At 63.4% G+C, this 15,497-nt stretch carries 14 protein-coding genes; 10 read left to right on the top strand and 4 right to left on the bottom strand.

Going from position 1 to position 15,497, the window contains the following annotated elements; all coding sequences use genetic code 11:
• The first annotated feature begins 30 nt into the window (after positions 1-30).
• Genes mgtE through CV_RS17740 form a run of 3 tightly spaced genes read left to right on the top strand, consistent with a single transcriptional unit; the run spans position 31 to position 3,049 of the window.
• Positions 31-1,470, top strand: a complete 1,440-nt coding sequence (gene mgtE, locus CV_RS17750) for a magnesium transporter (RefSeq protein ID WP_011137132.1) — start codon at positions 31-33, stop codon at positions 1,468-1,470.
• Positions 1,471-1,477: 7 nt separating this feature from the next.
• The gene (prmC, locus tag CV_RS17745) at positions 1,478-2,299 is read left to right on the top strand and encodes a peptide chain release factor N(5)-glutamine methyltransferase (protein WP_043596630.1); all 822 of its coding nucleotides are present in this window, start codon (positions 1,478-1,480) and stop codon (positions 2,297-2,299) included.
• A gap of 3 nt (positions 2,300-2,302) precedes the next feature.
• Complete coding sequence (locus tag CV_RS17740; protein ID WP_011137130.1) at positions 2,303-3,049, top strand: phosphatase PAP2 family protein; 747 nt, start codon at positions 2,303-2,305, stop codon at positions 3,047-3,049.
• A gap of 65 nt (positions 3,050-3,114) precedes the next feature.
• Here the strand turns inward: CV_RS17740 and CV_RS17735 are convergent, their stop codons facing one another.
• The gene (locus CV_RS17735; protein WP_011137129.1) at positions 3,115-3,594 is read right to left on the bottom strand and encodes an FKBP-type peptidyl-prolyl cis-trans isomerase; all 480 of its coding nucleotides are present in this window, start codon (positions 3,592-3,594) and stop codon (positions 3,115-3,117) included.
• Positions 3,595-3,735: 141 nt separating this feature from the next.
• Between CV_RS17735 and CV_RS17730 the strand changes: the two genes are divergently transcribed.
• Positions 3,736-4,869, top strand: coding sequence for a cupin domain-containing protein (locus CV_RS17730; RefSeq protein ID WP_011137128.1), 1,134 nt, complete (start codon positions 3,736-3,738; stop codon positions 4,867-4,869).
• Positions 4,870-5,595: 726 nt separating this feature from the next.
• Here CV_RS17730 and bamC read toward each other — a convergent pair.
• Both bamC and dapA read right to left on the bottom strand, forming a co-directional pair.
• Positions 5,596-6,708 carry an outer membrane protein assembly factor BamC gene (gene bamC / locus CV_RS17720; protein WP_011137126.1) on the bottom strand — a complete coding sequence of 371 codons (1,113 nt, stop codon included), beginning with the start codon at positions 6,706-6,708 and terminating at the stop codon, positions 5,596-5,598.
• A 26-nt stretch (positions 6,709-6,734) separates the two neighbouring features.
• Complete coding sequence (dapA, locus tag CV_RS17715) at positions 6,735-7,610, bottom strand: 4-hydroxy-tetrahydrodipicolinate synthase (protein WP_011137125.1); 876 nt, start codon at positions 7,608-7,610, stop codon at positions 6,735-6,737.
• Between the two features lie 172 nt (positions 7,611-7,782).
• Here dapA and CV_RS17710 point away from each other — a divergent pair, with 172 nt between their 5' ends.
• Both CV_RS17710 and fabG read left to right on the top strand, forming a co-directional pair.
• Positions 7,783-9,414: an ABC-F family ATPase gene (locus CV_RS17710; RefSeq protein ID WP_011137124.1), complete on the top strand. Its 1,632-nt coding sequence runs from the start codon at positions 7,783-7,785 to the stop codon at positions 9,412-9,414.
• Between the two features lie 223 nt (positions 9,415-9,637).
• A complete protein-coding gene (gene fabG, locus CV_RS17705; RefSeq protein ID WP_011137123.1) occupies positions 9,638-10,378 on the top strand; it encodes a 3-oxoacyl-ACP reductase FabG in 741 nt (246 codons plus the stop codon).
• A gap of 212 nt (positions 10,379-10,590) precedes the next feature.
• On the opposite strand, the gene cysB is transcribed toward fabG, so the two are convergent.
• Positions 10,591-11,535, bottom strand: coding sequence for an HTH-type transcriptional regulator CysB (gene cysB / locus CV_RS17700; protein WP_011137122.1), 945 nt, complete (start codon positions 11,533-11,535; stop codon positions 10,591-10,593).
• A 112-nt stretch (positions 11,536-11,647) separates the two neighbouring features.
• On the opposite strand from cysB, the gene CV_RS17695 reads away from it, so the two are divergent.
• The 4 genes from CV_RS17695 to CV_RS17680 all read left to right on the top strand — a co-directional run bounded on the left by CV_RS17695 (position 11,648) and on the right by CV_RS17680 (position 15,467).
• Positions 11,648-12,352 carry a phosphoadenylyl-sulfate reductase gene (locus tag CV_RS17695; protein WP_011137121.1) on the top strand — a complete coding sequence of 235 codons (705 nt, stop codon included), beginning with the start codon at positions 11,648-11,650 and terminating at the stop codon, positions 12,350-12,352.
• A gap of 43 nt (positions 12,353-12,395) precedes the next feature.
• Positions 12,396-14,054, top strand: a complete 1,659-nt coding sequence (locus CV_RS17690; RefSeq protein ID WP_011137120.1) for a nitrite/sulfite reductase — start codon at positions 12,396-12,398, stop codon at positions 14,052-14,054.
• Positions 14,038-14,547: a DUF934 domain-containing protein gene (locus CV_RS17685; protein ID WP_043596626.1), complete on the top strand. Its 510-nt coding sequence runs from the start codon at positions 14,038-14,040 to the stop codon at positions 14,545-14,547. Before CV_RS17690 ends, CV_RS17685 begins: the two co-directional genes overlap by 17 nt.
• 239 nt (positions 14,548-14,786) lie before the next feature.
• On the top strand, positions 14,787-15,467 hold the full coding sequence (locus tag CV_RS17680; protein WP_011137118.1) for an OmpA family protein: 681 nt from the start codon (positions 14,787-14,789) through the stop codon (positions 15,465-15,467).
• The last annotated feature ends 30 nt before the right edge of the window (positions 15,468-15,497 follow it).

The raw sequence follows: 15,497 nt of genomic DNA, 5'->3' as shown, positions 1-15,497 counted from the left end.
CGCGCGCCCAGTGGGCGGAAGGAGACGTGCATGACGGTTGCCTACAAGCAACAATCCGCCGATCGTCTGCAGGAAAGCCTGGGCCTGGTGCAGCGCCTGATCGAGCGCCAGCGCCAGCTTGAACATCTTGCCACGCGTCCGGACGCGGTCGAAACGGCCGCCGATCCCCTGGCGCTGCAACACAATCTGCAGGAACTGGGACACAAGCTGTCCCAGCTGCACCCGGCCGACATCGCCCACGTGCTGGAGGCGCTGCCGCTGGAAGACCGGCTGCTGGCCTGGGACCTGACCGATCCCTCGCGGGACGGTTCGGTGCTGCTGGAAGTCTCCGACGCGGTGCGCGAGTCGCTGATCGAAGTGATGGAGCCCGACGAGCTGGTGGCGGCGCTGGACGAACTGGACGCGGACGAGCTGGCCGAGCTGGCGCCCGACCTGCCGCGCCAGGTGGTGTACGAGGCCATGGGCCGGCTGGACGAGGAAGAGCGCGGCCAGCTGCAGTCCGTGCTGTCCTACGACGACGACCGCGTCGGCGCGCTGATGGATTTCGAGCTGGTGAAGATCCGCGCCGACGTCAGCTGCGAGGTGGTGCTGCGCTATCTGCGCCGCTTCGACGAGTTGCCCGGCCAGACCGACAAGATCTTCGTCACCGACGAAGCCGGGCTGCTCAAGGGCGTGCTGTCGGTGCGCAAGCTGCTGGTGTCCGATCCGGACACGCTGGTGGCGGAGGCGATGGCCACCGAGGTGGTGAGCTTCCATCCCGACGAGCCGGCGGTGGACGCCGCCCAGGCCTTTGAACGCTACGATCTGGTCAGCGCGCCGGTGGTGGACGAGCGCGGCGCGCTGCTGGGCCGGTTGACCGTGGACGCGATGGTGGATGTGATCCGCGAGGAATCTGACAGCGAGATGCTGAATCTGGCGGGTCTGAAGGAAGAGGAGGACCTGTTCGCGCCGGTGATCGACTCGGTGAAGAACCGCTGGTCCTGGCTGGCGATCAACCTTTGCACCGCCTTTTTCGCCTCCCGCGTGATCGGCGCGTTCGAGCATTCCATCGCACAATTGGTGGCGCTGGCGGCGCTGATGCCCATCGTCGCCGGCATAGGCGGCAATTCGGGCAACCAGACCATTACCATGATCGTGCGCGCGCTGGCCATGGGCCAGATGCAGCTTGGCCAGGCCGGCCGCCTGTGGCGCAAGGAGCTGGGCGTCAGCGTGATCAACGGCATGGTCTGGGGCGGCGTCATCGGCGCGGTGGCGTGGCTGCTGTACGGCAGCGTGTCGCTGGGCCTGGTGATGCTGGCGGCGATGACGCTGAACCTGATGCTGGCCGCCACCATGGGGGTGATGATCCCGACGCTGATGCAGAAGCTGGGCAAGGACCCGGCGCTGGGCTCCAGCGTGCTGATCACCGCCTGCACCGACTCCGGCGGCTTCCTGATTTTCCTGGGGCTGGCCACCCTGTTCCTGCTGTAATAGAACCATGCCGACCATAGAACAGGCGCTGCGGCGCCACCCCTTGCCCAGGCTGGAGTCCAGGATGCTGCTGACGCAGGCCTGGCCCGGCCTGACCCACGCCACCATCCTCGGCCATCCCGAGCGCGAGCTGCCGGAGGAGACTGCGTCCGCTTTCGACGCGCTGGCCGCGCGGCGCCTGGCCGGCGAGCCGATCGCCTACCTGCTGGGATCGCGCGAATTCTACGGCCGGGATTTCCGGGTGAGCCCGGCGGTGCTGATTCCGCGGCCGGAAACCGAACATCTGGTCGAGCAGGCGCTGTCCCGCGTCGACCGTACCATGCCGGCTCGGGCGGTGGATCTGGGCACCGGCAGCGGCATCATCGCCATCACGCTGGCGCTGGAGGCGCCGGACTGGTCGTTGGGCGCGGTCGATGTCTCGGCCGAGGCGCTGGCCGTCGCGCGCGGCAATGCCGACGCGCTGGGCGCCCGCGTCGATTTCCGCCTGGGCAGCTGGTTCGGCCCGCTGGACGCGGACGCGCGTTTCGAGCTGATCGTGTCCAACCCGCCCTACATCGAGCGCGGCGACCATCATCTGGCGGAAGGCGACCTGCGTTTCGAGCCGCGCGGCGCGTTGACCGACGAGGCCGACGGCCTGGCCTGCCTGCGCGAAATCGCCGCCGGCGCGCCGGGGCGGCTGGCCGACGGCGGCTGGCTGATGGTCGAGCACGGCTACGACCAGGGCGAGGCGGTGCGGGGCTTGTTCGCCGACGCCGGCTTGCTTGAAGTGGAAACCATTGTCGATCTGGCGGGGCAGGACCGCATCACCATCGGGCGGAAGGCGGTTTGAGCGATGTCCCGGCTTAGCCGATTCTGGCCGGCCATGCTGTTGGCCGCATTGAGCGCGGCCCTGCTGGCCTGGCCGCAGGCCAACCGCCTGCTGTTTCTTTTTCTGCACCCGCTGCTTCAGCACCTGCCGGCGCCGCTGTGGCGCTTGATCAGCGTGTTCGGCGATTGGCCGACCGTGCTGGCGCTGATGCTGGCCCTGTGCTGGCGCGAGCCGAGGCGTCTGCCGGCGCTGATTGTCGGCGGCGCGGCCGCCATCGCGCTGGCGGCGCTGCTGAAGGCCGGCTTCGCCGTGCCCAGGCCGCCGCTGGTGTTGCCTCGCGGTTCGGTCGATCTGCTGGACCGGCTGCCCGGCAACGGTTCTTTTCCGTCCGGCCACGCGATGGCCGCCGCCGCGTTGGCCACCTTCGCCTGGAGAGGCGCAGGATGGGGCAGGGCGGCCGCGTGGCTGCCGCTGGTCGGGCTGGTGATGCTGTCCCGAATCGCCATTGGCGTGCATTGGCCGCTGGATTTGTCCGTCGGCGCGCTGCTGGGCTGGGTAACGATGCGGCTGGCGCTGCGTTTCGCCTGGCCGGGCGGCTGGCTGCGCGACACCGCCCGCACGGCGGAATTGATTTTGCTGGTGTTGCTGGCGGGCGCGCTGGCCTGGCTGCTGGGACAGCGCGGCGTGTTCGCCGAATACTGGCTGCGCGCGGCGATTGCCGGCGTCGTGTTGCTGGCGGGTCTCTGGCGCTTTGCCCGCAGCGGGCGCTGAGGACACATAAAAAAGCGGCCCGCGGGCCGCTTTTCCAGACAGGGCGATGAGTCGCCGCTTGCCGATCAGTGGTGATGGCCGTGTTCGCCGTGGGCGTGGCCGTGGCTGATCTCGTCGTCGCTGGCGGCGCGGACTTCCACTACCTTGGCGGCGAAGCGGATGCTCTGGCCGGCCAGCGGGTGGTTGGCGTCGACCACGGCTTTGCCGTCGGCGATGTCGGTGACGCGGAACAGCAGCAGTTCGCCGGTTTCCGGATCGTCGGCTTCGAATACCATGCCGACTTCGACGTCGGCCGGGAACACTTCCAGGTCTTCCACGCGGATCAGCTCTTCTTCCGGATCGCCGAACGCGTCGTCGGAGGTCAGCTTGACGTCGACGGATTCGCCGACGTTCTTGCCTTCCAGCGCCTCTTCCACCAGCGGGAAGATGCCATCGTAGCCGCCGTGCAGGTAGCTGATCGGCTCTTCGGTCTTGTCGAGCAGGTTGTTGTCGGCGTCGAACATCTCGTAGTGGATCGTGACGATGGTGTTTTTGGCGATTTGCATGAGTTGGATATCCGTGATGGATGGTAAAAAAACTTGACAGGGACGGTCCCGAGGGTGTTCCTTCCACCGCAAGATAGGACGCTCGCGCGTCTAGCTGGCGTATTGTAAACCATAGACGGGCGGCTGAGCCCGTAAAAGCAGATGAATACCACAAACTTGCTGGGCGGCATGCCGCCCGAACAATTCCTGGCCGAATACTGGCACAAGAAACCGTTATTGATCCGCGGCGCGCTGACCGATGTCGGCCCGCACGTCGACTTTTCCGTCTTGTCCGAACTGGCGCAACGGGACGACGCCGAGTCCCGGCTGATCGAATACAAGAAAGACAAGTGGCACCTGGAGCGCGGTCCCTTCCGCGCCTCGCGCTTCCGCCGGCTGGCGGAAACCGACTGGACGCTGCTGGTTCAGGGCGTCAACCACCATCTGCCGCACATCGACGACATCCTGTGGCGCTTCAATTTCATCCCCTATGCCAGGCTGGACGATCTGATGATCAGCTATGCCCCGCCAGGCGGCACGGTCGGCCCGCATTTCGACGCCTACGATGTGTTCCTGCTGCAAGTGGGCGGCAAGAAGCGCTGGCAGATTTCCTCGCAACACGACGACGACTTCATCGAAGACGCGCCGATCCGCGTGCTGAAGGATTTCCGCATGGAGCAGGAGTTCGTGCTGGAACACGGGGACATGCTGTACCTACCGCCCCACTGCGCGCACTACGGCGTGGCGCTGGAGCCGGGCATGACTTACTCGATCGGTTTCCGCGCGCCGCCGGCGCAGGAGCTGGCCGCCCAGTTCCTGGTCTATCTGCAGGACCGCGTCTGCATCGACGGGGTTTACGCCGACCCGGATCTGAAGCTGCAGGCCGATCCGGCGAAGATAGGCGGCGAGATGATCGATCAGGTCGCCGGCCTGTTGTCCAAGATTCGTTGGGACAAGGACACGGTCTGCGATTTCCTCGGCCATTATCTGACCGAGCCCAAGGCGCACGTATTTTACGATTCGCCCGAGGACGAGCTGGATGAGGAGGCGTTTGCCGAGGCGGTGGCCGAGCGCGGCCTGGAGCTGGATCGCAAGAGCCAGATCCTGTACTGCGACGCCTGCGTCTACTGCAACGGCGAGAAAGTGGATGCCGCCGATGGTGATTTTGCCGATTGGCAACACTTCGGCAACCGCAGGCGGCTGCCGGCGGGCTCTTATTCGGCCGATATGATAGACGCGCTGTACGATGGCTATCTGTCAGGTTATTGGCATCTTTCGTCTTTTGTCGCAGAATAGCAACAGTTTTCTTGCTTGTATCGACCGAGCAACGCGATGGAAGGCTGGATTTGGGGGGCAAACGCCCGTTTTAGTGCCTGAGCGGACACATGCCAGCCTGTGCTTGGCATTGTGGTTTTTTTAGATTTTTGCCCTCTATACAGCCATTTTTTTCGTGATACAATTTGCTCACTGATGGATTTTCAGTCGCCCGGCTTATTGTCGAGACCGTGCGATAACTGACGTCTTGTTCAACTTATCCTCAAAGGTAAAGAAAAAATGAAACAGTCGCTCCTCGTTGCTGCCCTGCTGGCCGTAGCCCTGTCCGCTTGCGGTAAGAAAGAAGCTCCGGCTGAAGCTTCCGCTCCGGCAGTTGAAGCTTCCGCTCCGGCCGCTTCCGCTCCGGCTGCTGAAGCTTCCGCTCCGGCCGCTTCCGCTCCGGCTGCCGAGGCTTCCGCTCCGGCTGCTTCCGCTGCCAAGTAATTCGCGGCGAGCAACACCAAAAAAACCGGCTTCGGCCGGTTTTTTTGCGCCCGCTGTTTGGCGGGTATCGATGATTTGTAAATATTTGGTGGAAAAACCACAGTTATCGCTGTCGAATACAAAGCGTTACATATTGCCGACGATAATTGCGGGAGCCATTCTCCCGGAGGCCGTCACTGCGATAAAGGCGGCAATTAAATGAATCCCGCATAAGAAACAGCCCGCTTTCGCGGGCTGTGGCGTTTTGGAGACTCGGCTGTTGCGTTATTGCAGCTCGGTCTGCAGTTTGCCGAGCGCTGCCTTGACGAAGGCGTCGGACAGCGGTTTGCCCTGCTTGTCCTGGATCTGCAAGGCCGTGGTGCCGTTGCCCTGTTCCACCAGTTTGATTCGGTATTCCGGCTCGGTCGGTTTGACGCCCTGGCCATCCTTGCTCTTCCAGAAGGCGAGGTTGGACCAGAAGCCGCCGGATTCTTCCTTGTCGGTGTCGCCCTTGGCCGGTTTCACGTAGTACAGGCCCTGGGAGCGGTCGCGGTCGGTGACGACCAGGCCGACGCGGTCCAGCGCCAGGCCGACGCGGCGCCAGGCGCGGTCGAAGCCGTCGGACAACTGCAACTGGCCGTCGACGATCGGATCTTGCGGTTTGGCCGGCTTGGCCAGCGTCTGCTTGACCTGGTCGCGGGCCTTCTCTTCGTTCATGCCCAGCCGCATCATGAAACGGCCCAGCAGTTCGGCTTCCAGGTTGGGATCGGTGGCGCGCGGCTGCCACACGGTGTTGGTCTTGCTGTTGTCGGCGTAGACCTCTTCCATGCCGCGGTGCGAGAAGTAAACCTCGGTGCCCTGCGGCGTGTTTTCCAGGCGGATGCGGAATTTGTCGCGCTCGCCGGTGGAGTACACGCTGCCGAGGCCGACGGTTTCCAGCAGCTTGCGCAGGCCGTCGTTCGGCAGCTTGGCGCGGTTCTCGGCCCAGTCGGTTTCCATGATGCCCAGGCCCGGATCCTCGGTTTTGATCACGAAGCCGTTTTCCTGCCAGAACGCTTTCAGCACCGGCCACAGCTCGGCGGCCTTCTTGTTGCCGACCAGCAGCCAGCGCTGCGTGCCGGCGCGCTCCATCTTGATGTTGTCCAACTGGTTGACGGCGACGGGCGAGCCCACGGCCGGCTCGCCGGCGTCGACATTGGCCGCGGTGACGCCGCCGGGCAGGTTGTACTTGTTCTGCACCTGCGGCGCGGTCAGGTCCGGCGGCACTTCCAGGCTGTTGGCGGTGGTTTTCGGAGCGTCGGACTTGTAGTCCAGAGGCTTGCTGAGCGGTTGCTGGGTGCTGCAGGCGGCCAGAACGCCGCTTGCCAGCAGAATCGCGACGGACGCGCTTCGTTTCATGCGTACTCCCATCTTTCGGGGGTGAATCAAATGACTTCGGCTTGTTTCAGCGCCGCTTCCACCAGGGGGCGGGAGACGGCGCTCAGCGGGGTCAGCGGCAGGCGGATGCCGGCGGGGATGCGCTGCATCCGCTCCAGCGCCCACTTGGCCGGGATAGGGTTGGGTTCGACGAACAGCTGCTTGTGCAGGCCCTGCAGCTTGTCGTTGATCGAGCGGGCCTTGCGGGCGTCGCCGGAGGTGGCGGCCGCGCACAGCTCGCTCATTTGTTTGGGCGCGATATTGGCGGTGACCGAGATCACGCCATGGCCGCCGCACAGCATGAAGGCCATGCCGGTGGCGTCGTCGCCCGAGTACAGCGCGAAGCCTTCCGGCGCGCGCAGCGCCAGATCGCAGGCGCGGCCGATGTCGCCGGTGGCGTCCTTCAGGCCGACGATGTTCGGATGAGCAGCCAGGCGCAGCGCGGTGTCGTTGCTCATGTCGGCCACGGTGCGGCCGGGCACATTATAAAGGATGACCGGCAGCGGGCTTGCGTCGGCGATGGCCTTGAAGTGCTGGTAGATGCCTTCCTGGGTGGGCTTGTTGTAGTAGGGCACCACCGACAGCACCATGTCGGCGCCGACCTCGGCCGACAGCCTGCCCAGCTCGATCGCCTCGCTGGTGGCGTTGCCGCCTGCGCCGGCGATTACCTTGACCCGGCCCTTGGCGTAGTCGACCACCGCTTTCACCACGGCGATGTGCTCTTCCACCGACAGGGTGGCTGATTCGCCGGTGGTGCCGACGGCGACGATGCCGGCGGTGCCGTTTTCGATGTGGAACTCAACCAATCGTTGCAACGCCGCAAAATCCACCGCCCCATCGTTCGACATCGGTGTTACGAGCGCTACCAAGCTGCCGGTAAGCATAGTTTTGCCTATCTGGAATAAGGATTTACAAGGTTTACGATTGTATCGGAATTCGTCTGGCTGGCAAAAGTTCGTGAGCCAGGCCCCCGCAAGGCTTCGGGGAACGGTCCTCATTGTGATAGAATCCTACGTTTTTCCGATACTTACGGCTCTGGCTGAAGGATCCTCAAGCGTGATTACCACAAGCAACATTACCATGCAGTTTGGCGTGAAACCTCTGTTCGAGAAGGTTAGCGTCAAATTCGGCGAAGGCAACCGTTACGGCCTGATCGGCGCCAACGGTTCCGGCAAATCCACTTTCATGAAAATCCTGGGTGGCGACCTGGAGCAGACCGCGGGCGAAGTCGCCATCGAGAACGGCCTGCGCCTGGGTAAGCTGCGCCAGGACCAGTTCGGCTATGAAGACCAGCGCGTCATCGACGTGGTGATGATGGGCCATACCGAGATGTGGGCGGCGATGAGCGAACGCGACGCCATCTACGCCAATCTGGAAGCCACCGAAGACGACTACATGCGCGCGGCCGATCTGGAGGCCAAGTTCGCCGAGTACGACGGCTACACCGCCGAAGCGCGCGCCGGCGAGCTGCTGATGGGCGTCGGCATTCCGGTCGAGCAGCATTTCGGTCCGATGAGCGAAGTCGCCCCGGGCTGGAAGCTGCGGGTGCTGCTGGCGCAGGCGCTGTTCTCCAACCCGGACATCCTGCTGCTCGACGAGCCGACCAACAACCTGGACATCAACACCATCCGCTGGCTGGAGCACGTGCTGAACGAGCGCAACTCCACCATGATCATCATCTCGCACGACCGCCACTTCCTGAATTCGGTCTGCACCCACATGGCGGATCTGGACTACAACACCATCCGCATTTACCCGGGCAATTACGACGACTACATGATCGCGTCGGCCCAGGCCCGCGAGCGTCAGCTGTCGTCCAACAGCAAGGCCAAGGAGCGCATTCAGGAGCTGCAGGAGTTCGTGGCCCGCTTCTCCGCCAACAAGTCCAAGGCCCGCCAGGCGACTTCCCGCCTGAAGCAGGTGGACAAGCTGAAGTCCGAGATGGTGGAAGTGAAGCCGTCCAGCCGCCAGAACCCGTTCATCCGCTTCGAGATGGACGACAAGTTCAAGCTGCACCGCCAGGCGGTGGAGGTGGAAGGCCTGAGCAAGGCTTACGACAACAAGGTGCTGTTCAAGGATCTGAACCTGATCCTGGAAGCCGGCGCGCGCCTGGCCATCATCGGCCCCAACGGCGCGGGCAAGACCTCGCTGATCAAGCTGCTGGCCGGCGCGTTCGAGCCGGCTTACGCCGAAGGCCTGACCGCCGATCGCGGCACGATCAAGTGGGCGGAGAAGGCGCAGATCGGCTACTTCGCCCAGGATCACGAGGCCGACTTCGACAGCGACGCCACGCTGACTGAGTGGATGCGCGAATGGGGCCAGGAAGGCGACGATGAGCAGGTGATCCGCGGCACGCTGGGCCGTCTCTTGTTCGGCGGCGACGAGGTGGGCAAGCCGGTGCGCGTGCTGTCCGGCGGCGAGAAGGGCCGCATGCTGTACGGCAAGCTGATCCTGCAGAAGCCCAATGTGATGATCATGGACGAGCCGACCAACCACATGGACATGGAATCGATCGAATCCTTGAACATGGCGCTGGAGAAGTACAAGGGCACGCTGATCTTCGTATCGCACGATCGCCAGTTCGTGAGCTCCCTGGCCACCCACGTGCTGGAGCTGGACGGCAAGGGCGGTTACGACTACTACACCGGCAACTACGAAGACTACCTGGCCAGCAAGGGCCTGGAGTAATCAACGGTCATACGGATACGGTCTGTCACAGGCCGTAACTTTACCGGCGGGAGGGCGTGCGCTATATTGCGGTGCACAAACTCCCGCTTTTCATATCCGCGCTCCGCGGAAAGACAACAATAATCGGGGAACCGGCCGGGAAGGCCGATGATGGAGACATCCGGGCTCATCCGTCCTGGTGACCTGATGAGATCTGCAAGCCAGAGAGATAGAAGGAAATCACATGCGTTTGAAAGGGAAAGTATCCATCATCACCGGCTCGGCCAGCGGCATCGGCAAGGCGACGGCGGAGAAGTTCGTCAAGGAGGGCGCCATCGTCGCGGTGTGCGACCTGAACCCGGACGCGGTCAAAACCGTCGTCGACGAACTGAAAGCCCTGGGCGGAGAAGCTTACGGCTACAAGGTGGATGTGACTGACAAGGGCCAGATCGCCGAGATGGTGGCCGACCTGAAGAACCGTTGCGGCCGCATCGACGTGCTGGTCAACAACGCCGGCATCGTCCAGGATGCCCAGCTGATCAAGATGAGCGAAGACCAGTTCGACAAGGTGATCGACATCAACCTGAAGGGCGTTTACAACTGTGCCCGCGCCGTGGTGGATACTATGGTGGAGCAGGGCGGCGGCGTGATCCTCAACGCCTCGTCGGTGGTGGGCGTTTACGGCAATTTCGGCCAGACCAACTACGCGGCGGCCAAGTTCGGCGTGATCGGCTTCGTCAAGACCTGGGCCAAGGAATTGGGCAAGAAGGGCATCCGCGCCAACGCGGTGTGTCCGGGCTTCGTCGCCACCCCCATCCTGAAGGCCATGCCGGAAAAAGTGCTGCAGGCGATGGAAGACAAGGTGCCGATGCGCCGGATGGCCGATCCGGCCGAGATCGCCAACGTCTACGCCTTCCTGGCGTCGGACGAGGCCAGCTACATCAACGGCGCCGCCATCGAGGTGACCGGCGGTTTGACGCTGTAAGCGCGAGTCCGCAAGCCCAAAGAAAACGCCCCGGCAGGTCCGGGGCGTTTGCGTGTCGGATTCGAGCGAGCTAAGCGAGGCCTCCTTGCAGGGCAAGGGCGGGGGGATGGGGATTTCAACGGCAGGCTGCGGAACGGGCTGCAAGAGTGAAAAGGCCCGGCTTTGCCGGGCCCTCCAGGTTCCCGCCGAATCACGATATCCGCGGCGGGCGCTCATTCCTCGTCGTCGACATCGTGCGCCAGCAGCGCCGAGTCTACCTCGCGGCGGTGCAGATGCGGCGCGAACAGCTCGATGAAGGTGTAGGCGAAGCCGCGCAGGTAGGCGTCCTTGCGGATGCCGATCTTGGTGGTGGACGGCTCGAACAGGTGGCCGGCGTCGATCGCCGTCAGGTTGTGGTCGCGCTCCGGCTCGAAGGCCATGCTGGCGATGATGCCGATGCCCAGCCCCAGCGAGACATAGGTCTTGATCACGTCGGTGTCGATCGCGGTCAGCACCACGTTGGGCGTCAGGCCCTGTTCGGCGAACGACTTGTTGATCTTGGAGCGGCCGGCGAAGGCGAAGTCGTAGGTGACGATCGGGTATTGAGCGATGTCCGCCAGGGTGATTTCGCGTTCCAGCGCGGCCAGCGGGTGGCCCTTGGGCACCACCAGCGAGCGGTTCCATTCGTAGCAAGGCAGCGTCGCCAGCTCCTTGTACAGCGCGATGCCCTCGGTGGCGATGGCGAGATCGGCCTCGCCGGACACCACCATGTCGCAGATCTGCGTCGGGCTGCCCTGCTTCAGCGACAGCCGCACCTTGGGGTAGCGGCGCACGAATTCGGCGATCGCCTGCGGCAGCGCGTAGCGGGCCTGGGTGTGGGTGGTGGCGATGGTCAGCGCGCCTTCAGACTCGCGGGAGAACTCGTCGCCGACCCGTTTCAGGTTCTGCGCCTCGCGCAGGATGCGCTCGGAGATGCGCAGCACTTCCTTGCCCGGCTCGGATACCGACACCACCCGCTTGCCGTTGCGGATGAACACCTGGATGCCCAGTTCGTCCTCCAGCAGGCGGATCTGCTTGGAAATGCCCGGCTGCGAGGTATGCAGCTTCTCGGCGGCCTCGGAAACGTTGAGGCCCTGCTTGGCCACCTCGACCAGGTAGCGGAGTTGTTGTAGCTTCATCTTGGCAGTCTGTCCTCTATACAACCTGTAGTCATTAAATACTAACACAATATTCTTTTAGGTTTATAAGCGCTTTGGTTAGGATACGCTCGAACCATCCCCGGAGTGCTTGATGAGCCTGGAGTCCAAACTCGCCGCCACCACGGCCCTGCTGCAAACCATCGCCGCCGAACATCCCGACGCGGTGCTGGCCAACAGCTACGGCGCCGAAGACATGGTGCTGACCGACCTGATCGCCCGTCTCGGCCTGCCGCTGGAAAGCTTCAGCCTGGACACCGGCCGCCTGCCGGCCGAAACCTATGAGTTGATGCAGCAAGTCGCCGAGCGTTATCCAGGCCATCCGGTCAGGATGTACTTCCCCGACACCGCCGCCACCGAGCAGTACGTCAACTTCCACGGCATCAACGGCTTCTATCGGAGCGTCGAGTTGCGCAAGTCCTGTTGCGCGGTTCGCAAGCTGGAGCCGCTGAAGCGCGCGCTGGCCGGCCGATCGGCCTGGATCACCGGCCTGCGCCGCCAGCAGTCGCCGACGCGCCAGGACCTGGCCGACAGGGAGTACGACGCCGACAACGGGCTCGTGAAATTCAGCCCGCTGCTGGAATGGACGGAAGCCGAAGTGTGGCAGTACCTGAAGGAAAACCAGGTGCCGTACAACGCGCTGCACGATCGGCACTATCCGTCGATAGGCTGCGCGCCCTGTACCCGCGCCATCAGCGTGGGCGAAGACGTGCGCGCCGGCCGCTGGTGGTGGGAAAACCCGGAAACCAAGGAGTGCGGGCTGCACGCGAAGTCCAGTCCGCTGCAGCGCCCCGTCTGAAACGCCGGCCCGCCGATGCGGGCATCCCCGTTGGAATCCAAACATGTATCGATACGATGAAGTAGACCATCGGCTGGTGCGCGAGCGCGTGGTCCAGTTTCGCGACCAGACGCGCCGCTTTCTGGCCGGCGAGCTGTCCGAGGACGAGTTCCGGCCGCTGCGCTTGATGAACGGCCTGTATATCCAGCGCCACGCGCCGATGCTGCGGGTGGCGATTCCCTATGGCCACTTGCGCAGCGAGCAGCTGAGAAAGCTGGCCGACATCGCCCGCCGCTACGACAAGGGCTATGGCCACTTCACCACCCGGCAGAACATCCAGTTCAACTGGCCGGAACTGGACAAGGTGCCGGATATTCTGGAAGAGCTGTCCACGGTGGAGATGCATGCGATTCAGACCTCCGGCAACTGCGTGCGCAACACCACCACCGACGCCTTCGCCGGCGTCGCCGCCGACCAGCTGTTCGACCCGCGTCCCTACTGCGAGATCATTCGGCAGTGGAGCACCATGCACCCTGAATTCAGCTTCCTGCCGCGCAAGTTCAAGATCGCGGTATCCGGCAGCATCGAGGATCGGGCGGCCACCATGGTCCACGACATCGGCCTGCACGTCAGCCGCAACGAGACCGGCGAGGCGGGATTCAAGGTGATCGTCGGCGGCGGGCTGGGCCGCACCCCAATGGTGGGCGAGGTGATACGCGAGTTCCTGCCGCGCCAGCACCTGCTGACCTATCTGGACGCGGTGCTGCGCGTCTACAACCGCTTCGGCCGCCGCGACAACAAATACAAGGCCCGGATCAAGATCCTGGTCAAGGCGATGACGCGCGACGGTTTCGCCGCCAAGGTGGAGGATGAGTGGAGCCATCTGAAGGATGGCCCTGCCACGCTGCGCGACGAGGATGTCGCCCATTACGCCAGCTTCTTCGCCGACCCGGACTACCCGGCGCTGGCCGACGATCCGGCGGAGCTGACTGGCCCGCTGGCCGAGGACAAGGCCTTCGCCCGCTGGTTCGAGCGCAATACCCGCGCCCACCGCCGGCCAGGCTACCGTTCCGTGGTGCTGTCGCTGAAGGAGAGCGGCGCCCCGCCGGGTGACATCACGTCTGAGCAGATGGAAGCCGCGGCCGACTGGGCCGACCGCTTCGGCTTCGGCGAGCTGCGCGTCGCACATGAGCAGAACCTGGTGCTGCCGGATGTGGCGCAGAAGGATCTGTACGCCTTGTGGCAGGCAGCCCGATCGCAGCGTATGGCCACCCCGAACATCGGTCTACTGACCGACATCATCAGCTGCCCCGGCGGCGACTTCTGCTCGCTGGCCAACGCCCGCTCCATCCCGGTGGCCAACGCGATCCAGCAGACCTTCGACGATCTGGACTACCTGTACGACCTGGGCGACATCGCCTGTAACTTCTCCGGCTGCATGAACGCCTGCGGCCATCATCATATCGGCAACATCGGCATCCTGGGCGTCGACAAGAACGGCGAGGAGTGGTACCAGATCACGCTGGGCGGCAGCCAGGGCAGCGACACCACGATCGGCAAGGTGATAGGCCCGTCCTTCGCTCAAGCCGACGTGCCGGTGGCCTTCTCCAAGATCATGCAGGTCTACATCGAGCGGCGGCTGGATGGCGAGCGCTTCATCGAAACCCTGCGCCGCATCGGCGCGGAACCGTTCAAGGAGAGGGTGTATGCCCCAGTTCATTAAGGATGGCCGCTTGCAGGCCGATGCCTGGAGGCTGTTGCGCCCGGATGAGAGCGGCGCGCTGCCGGCGGCGGACCCCTCCGAGGACGTGATCGTGCCGCTGGCGAGCTGGCTGGCCGATGCGGATGGTTGGCGCGCCCGCGCGGGCGGCGTCGGCGTCTGCCTGTCGCCTGACGACGATCCGGCGAAGCTGCAGCCTTACCTGGCCGAGCTGGCCTTGATCGCGGTCGACTTTCCCGCCTTCACCGATGGGCGGGGCTATAGCCTCGCCAGGCTGTTGCGCGAGCGCTATGATTACGCCGGCGAGCTGCGGGCGGTGGGGGATGTCTGGGCGGATCTGATCCGGCCCTTGTGGCAGGTCGGTTTCGATGCCTTCCTAGTCAAGGACGGCAAATCGCTGAATGATGGCGATTATTACAATACTTTTAGTGAAAGCTATCAGGTTACGTACAGGCAGCCGCTGCCACTGTTTCGCCGGCGCGTCACAAGACCGTAATGTGTCGCATCAGAGATACAGCTTCTGGTATAATCAGAAAAATGTGATGTATTTATGCAACGCTAACGCGACAAAGCGCCCGACGCTGTGTTGACATGGTGTTGCAGCATTCCTATAGTGCGGGTTAACTGCATCAACACAGCATGTAGCCATCCCTGATGTTTGCAGTCAACTTAGTTCGCGTGGTCTTTGCGTCAGCCCGCATTGCTACCCATTTTATAGATTAAAGAGGGAATAACATGACTAAACAGCTGAAACTGAGCGCACTGGTTGCCGCCCTGTTGGTTTCTGCTAGCGCTTTTGCTGCCAAACCGGGTTATGCCGTTGACCAATCCACTGACGCAGTGACCCGCAACAGCTACGGCGAATGCTGGAAGACCACCTACTTCGACAAGGCCAAGGACGGCCTGGTTGAGTGTGGCGACCGCGAAGCCGCCAAGCCGGTTGCCGAAGCTCCGAAGCCGGCCCTGGTTTCCGTGAAGGAAAAAGTGACCCTGTCCGCCAAGGTTCTGTTCGACTTCAACAAGTCCGTTCTGCGCGCTGACGCCAAGAACGAACTGGATCCGCTGGTTGCCAAGCTGAAGGCTCACGCCGGCAAGGGCTACCTGAACGGTGTTGAAGTTGACGGTTACACCGACTTCATGGGTTCCGACAAGCTGAACAACGCGCTGTCGCAAAACCGCGCTGACGCTGTCAAGGCTTACTTCGTGAACGCTGGTGTGCCGGCCGAGAAAGTGACCTCCATCGGCAAGGGCAAGGCTGAAGCCAAGATGACCGAAGAGTGCAAGGCCAAGTTCCCGAAATACGCGAAGAACAAGAAGCAAAACGCCGAAATCAAGGCTTGCATCGAGTCTGACCGCCGCGTAGAAGTGACCATCGACGCTGTTAAAGAGTCCGTGGTAGAGAAGTCCGGCAACTAATCGTTGCTCGGCGCAAAAAAAGCCCCGCGA

It is taken from the genome of Chromobacterium violaceum ATCC 12472, from assembly GCF_000007705.1.
GTDB classification, from domain to species: Bacteria; Pseudomonadota; Gammaproteobacteria; order Burkholderiales; family Chromobacteriaceae; genus Chromobacterium; species Chromobacterium violaceum.
Note: the sequence above shows the minus strand (reverse complement) of the source record. Positions and strands in the feature narration are given on the sequence as shown.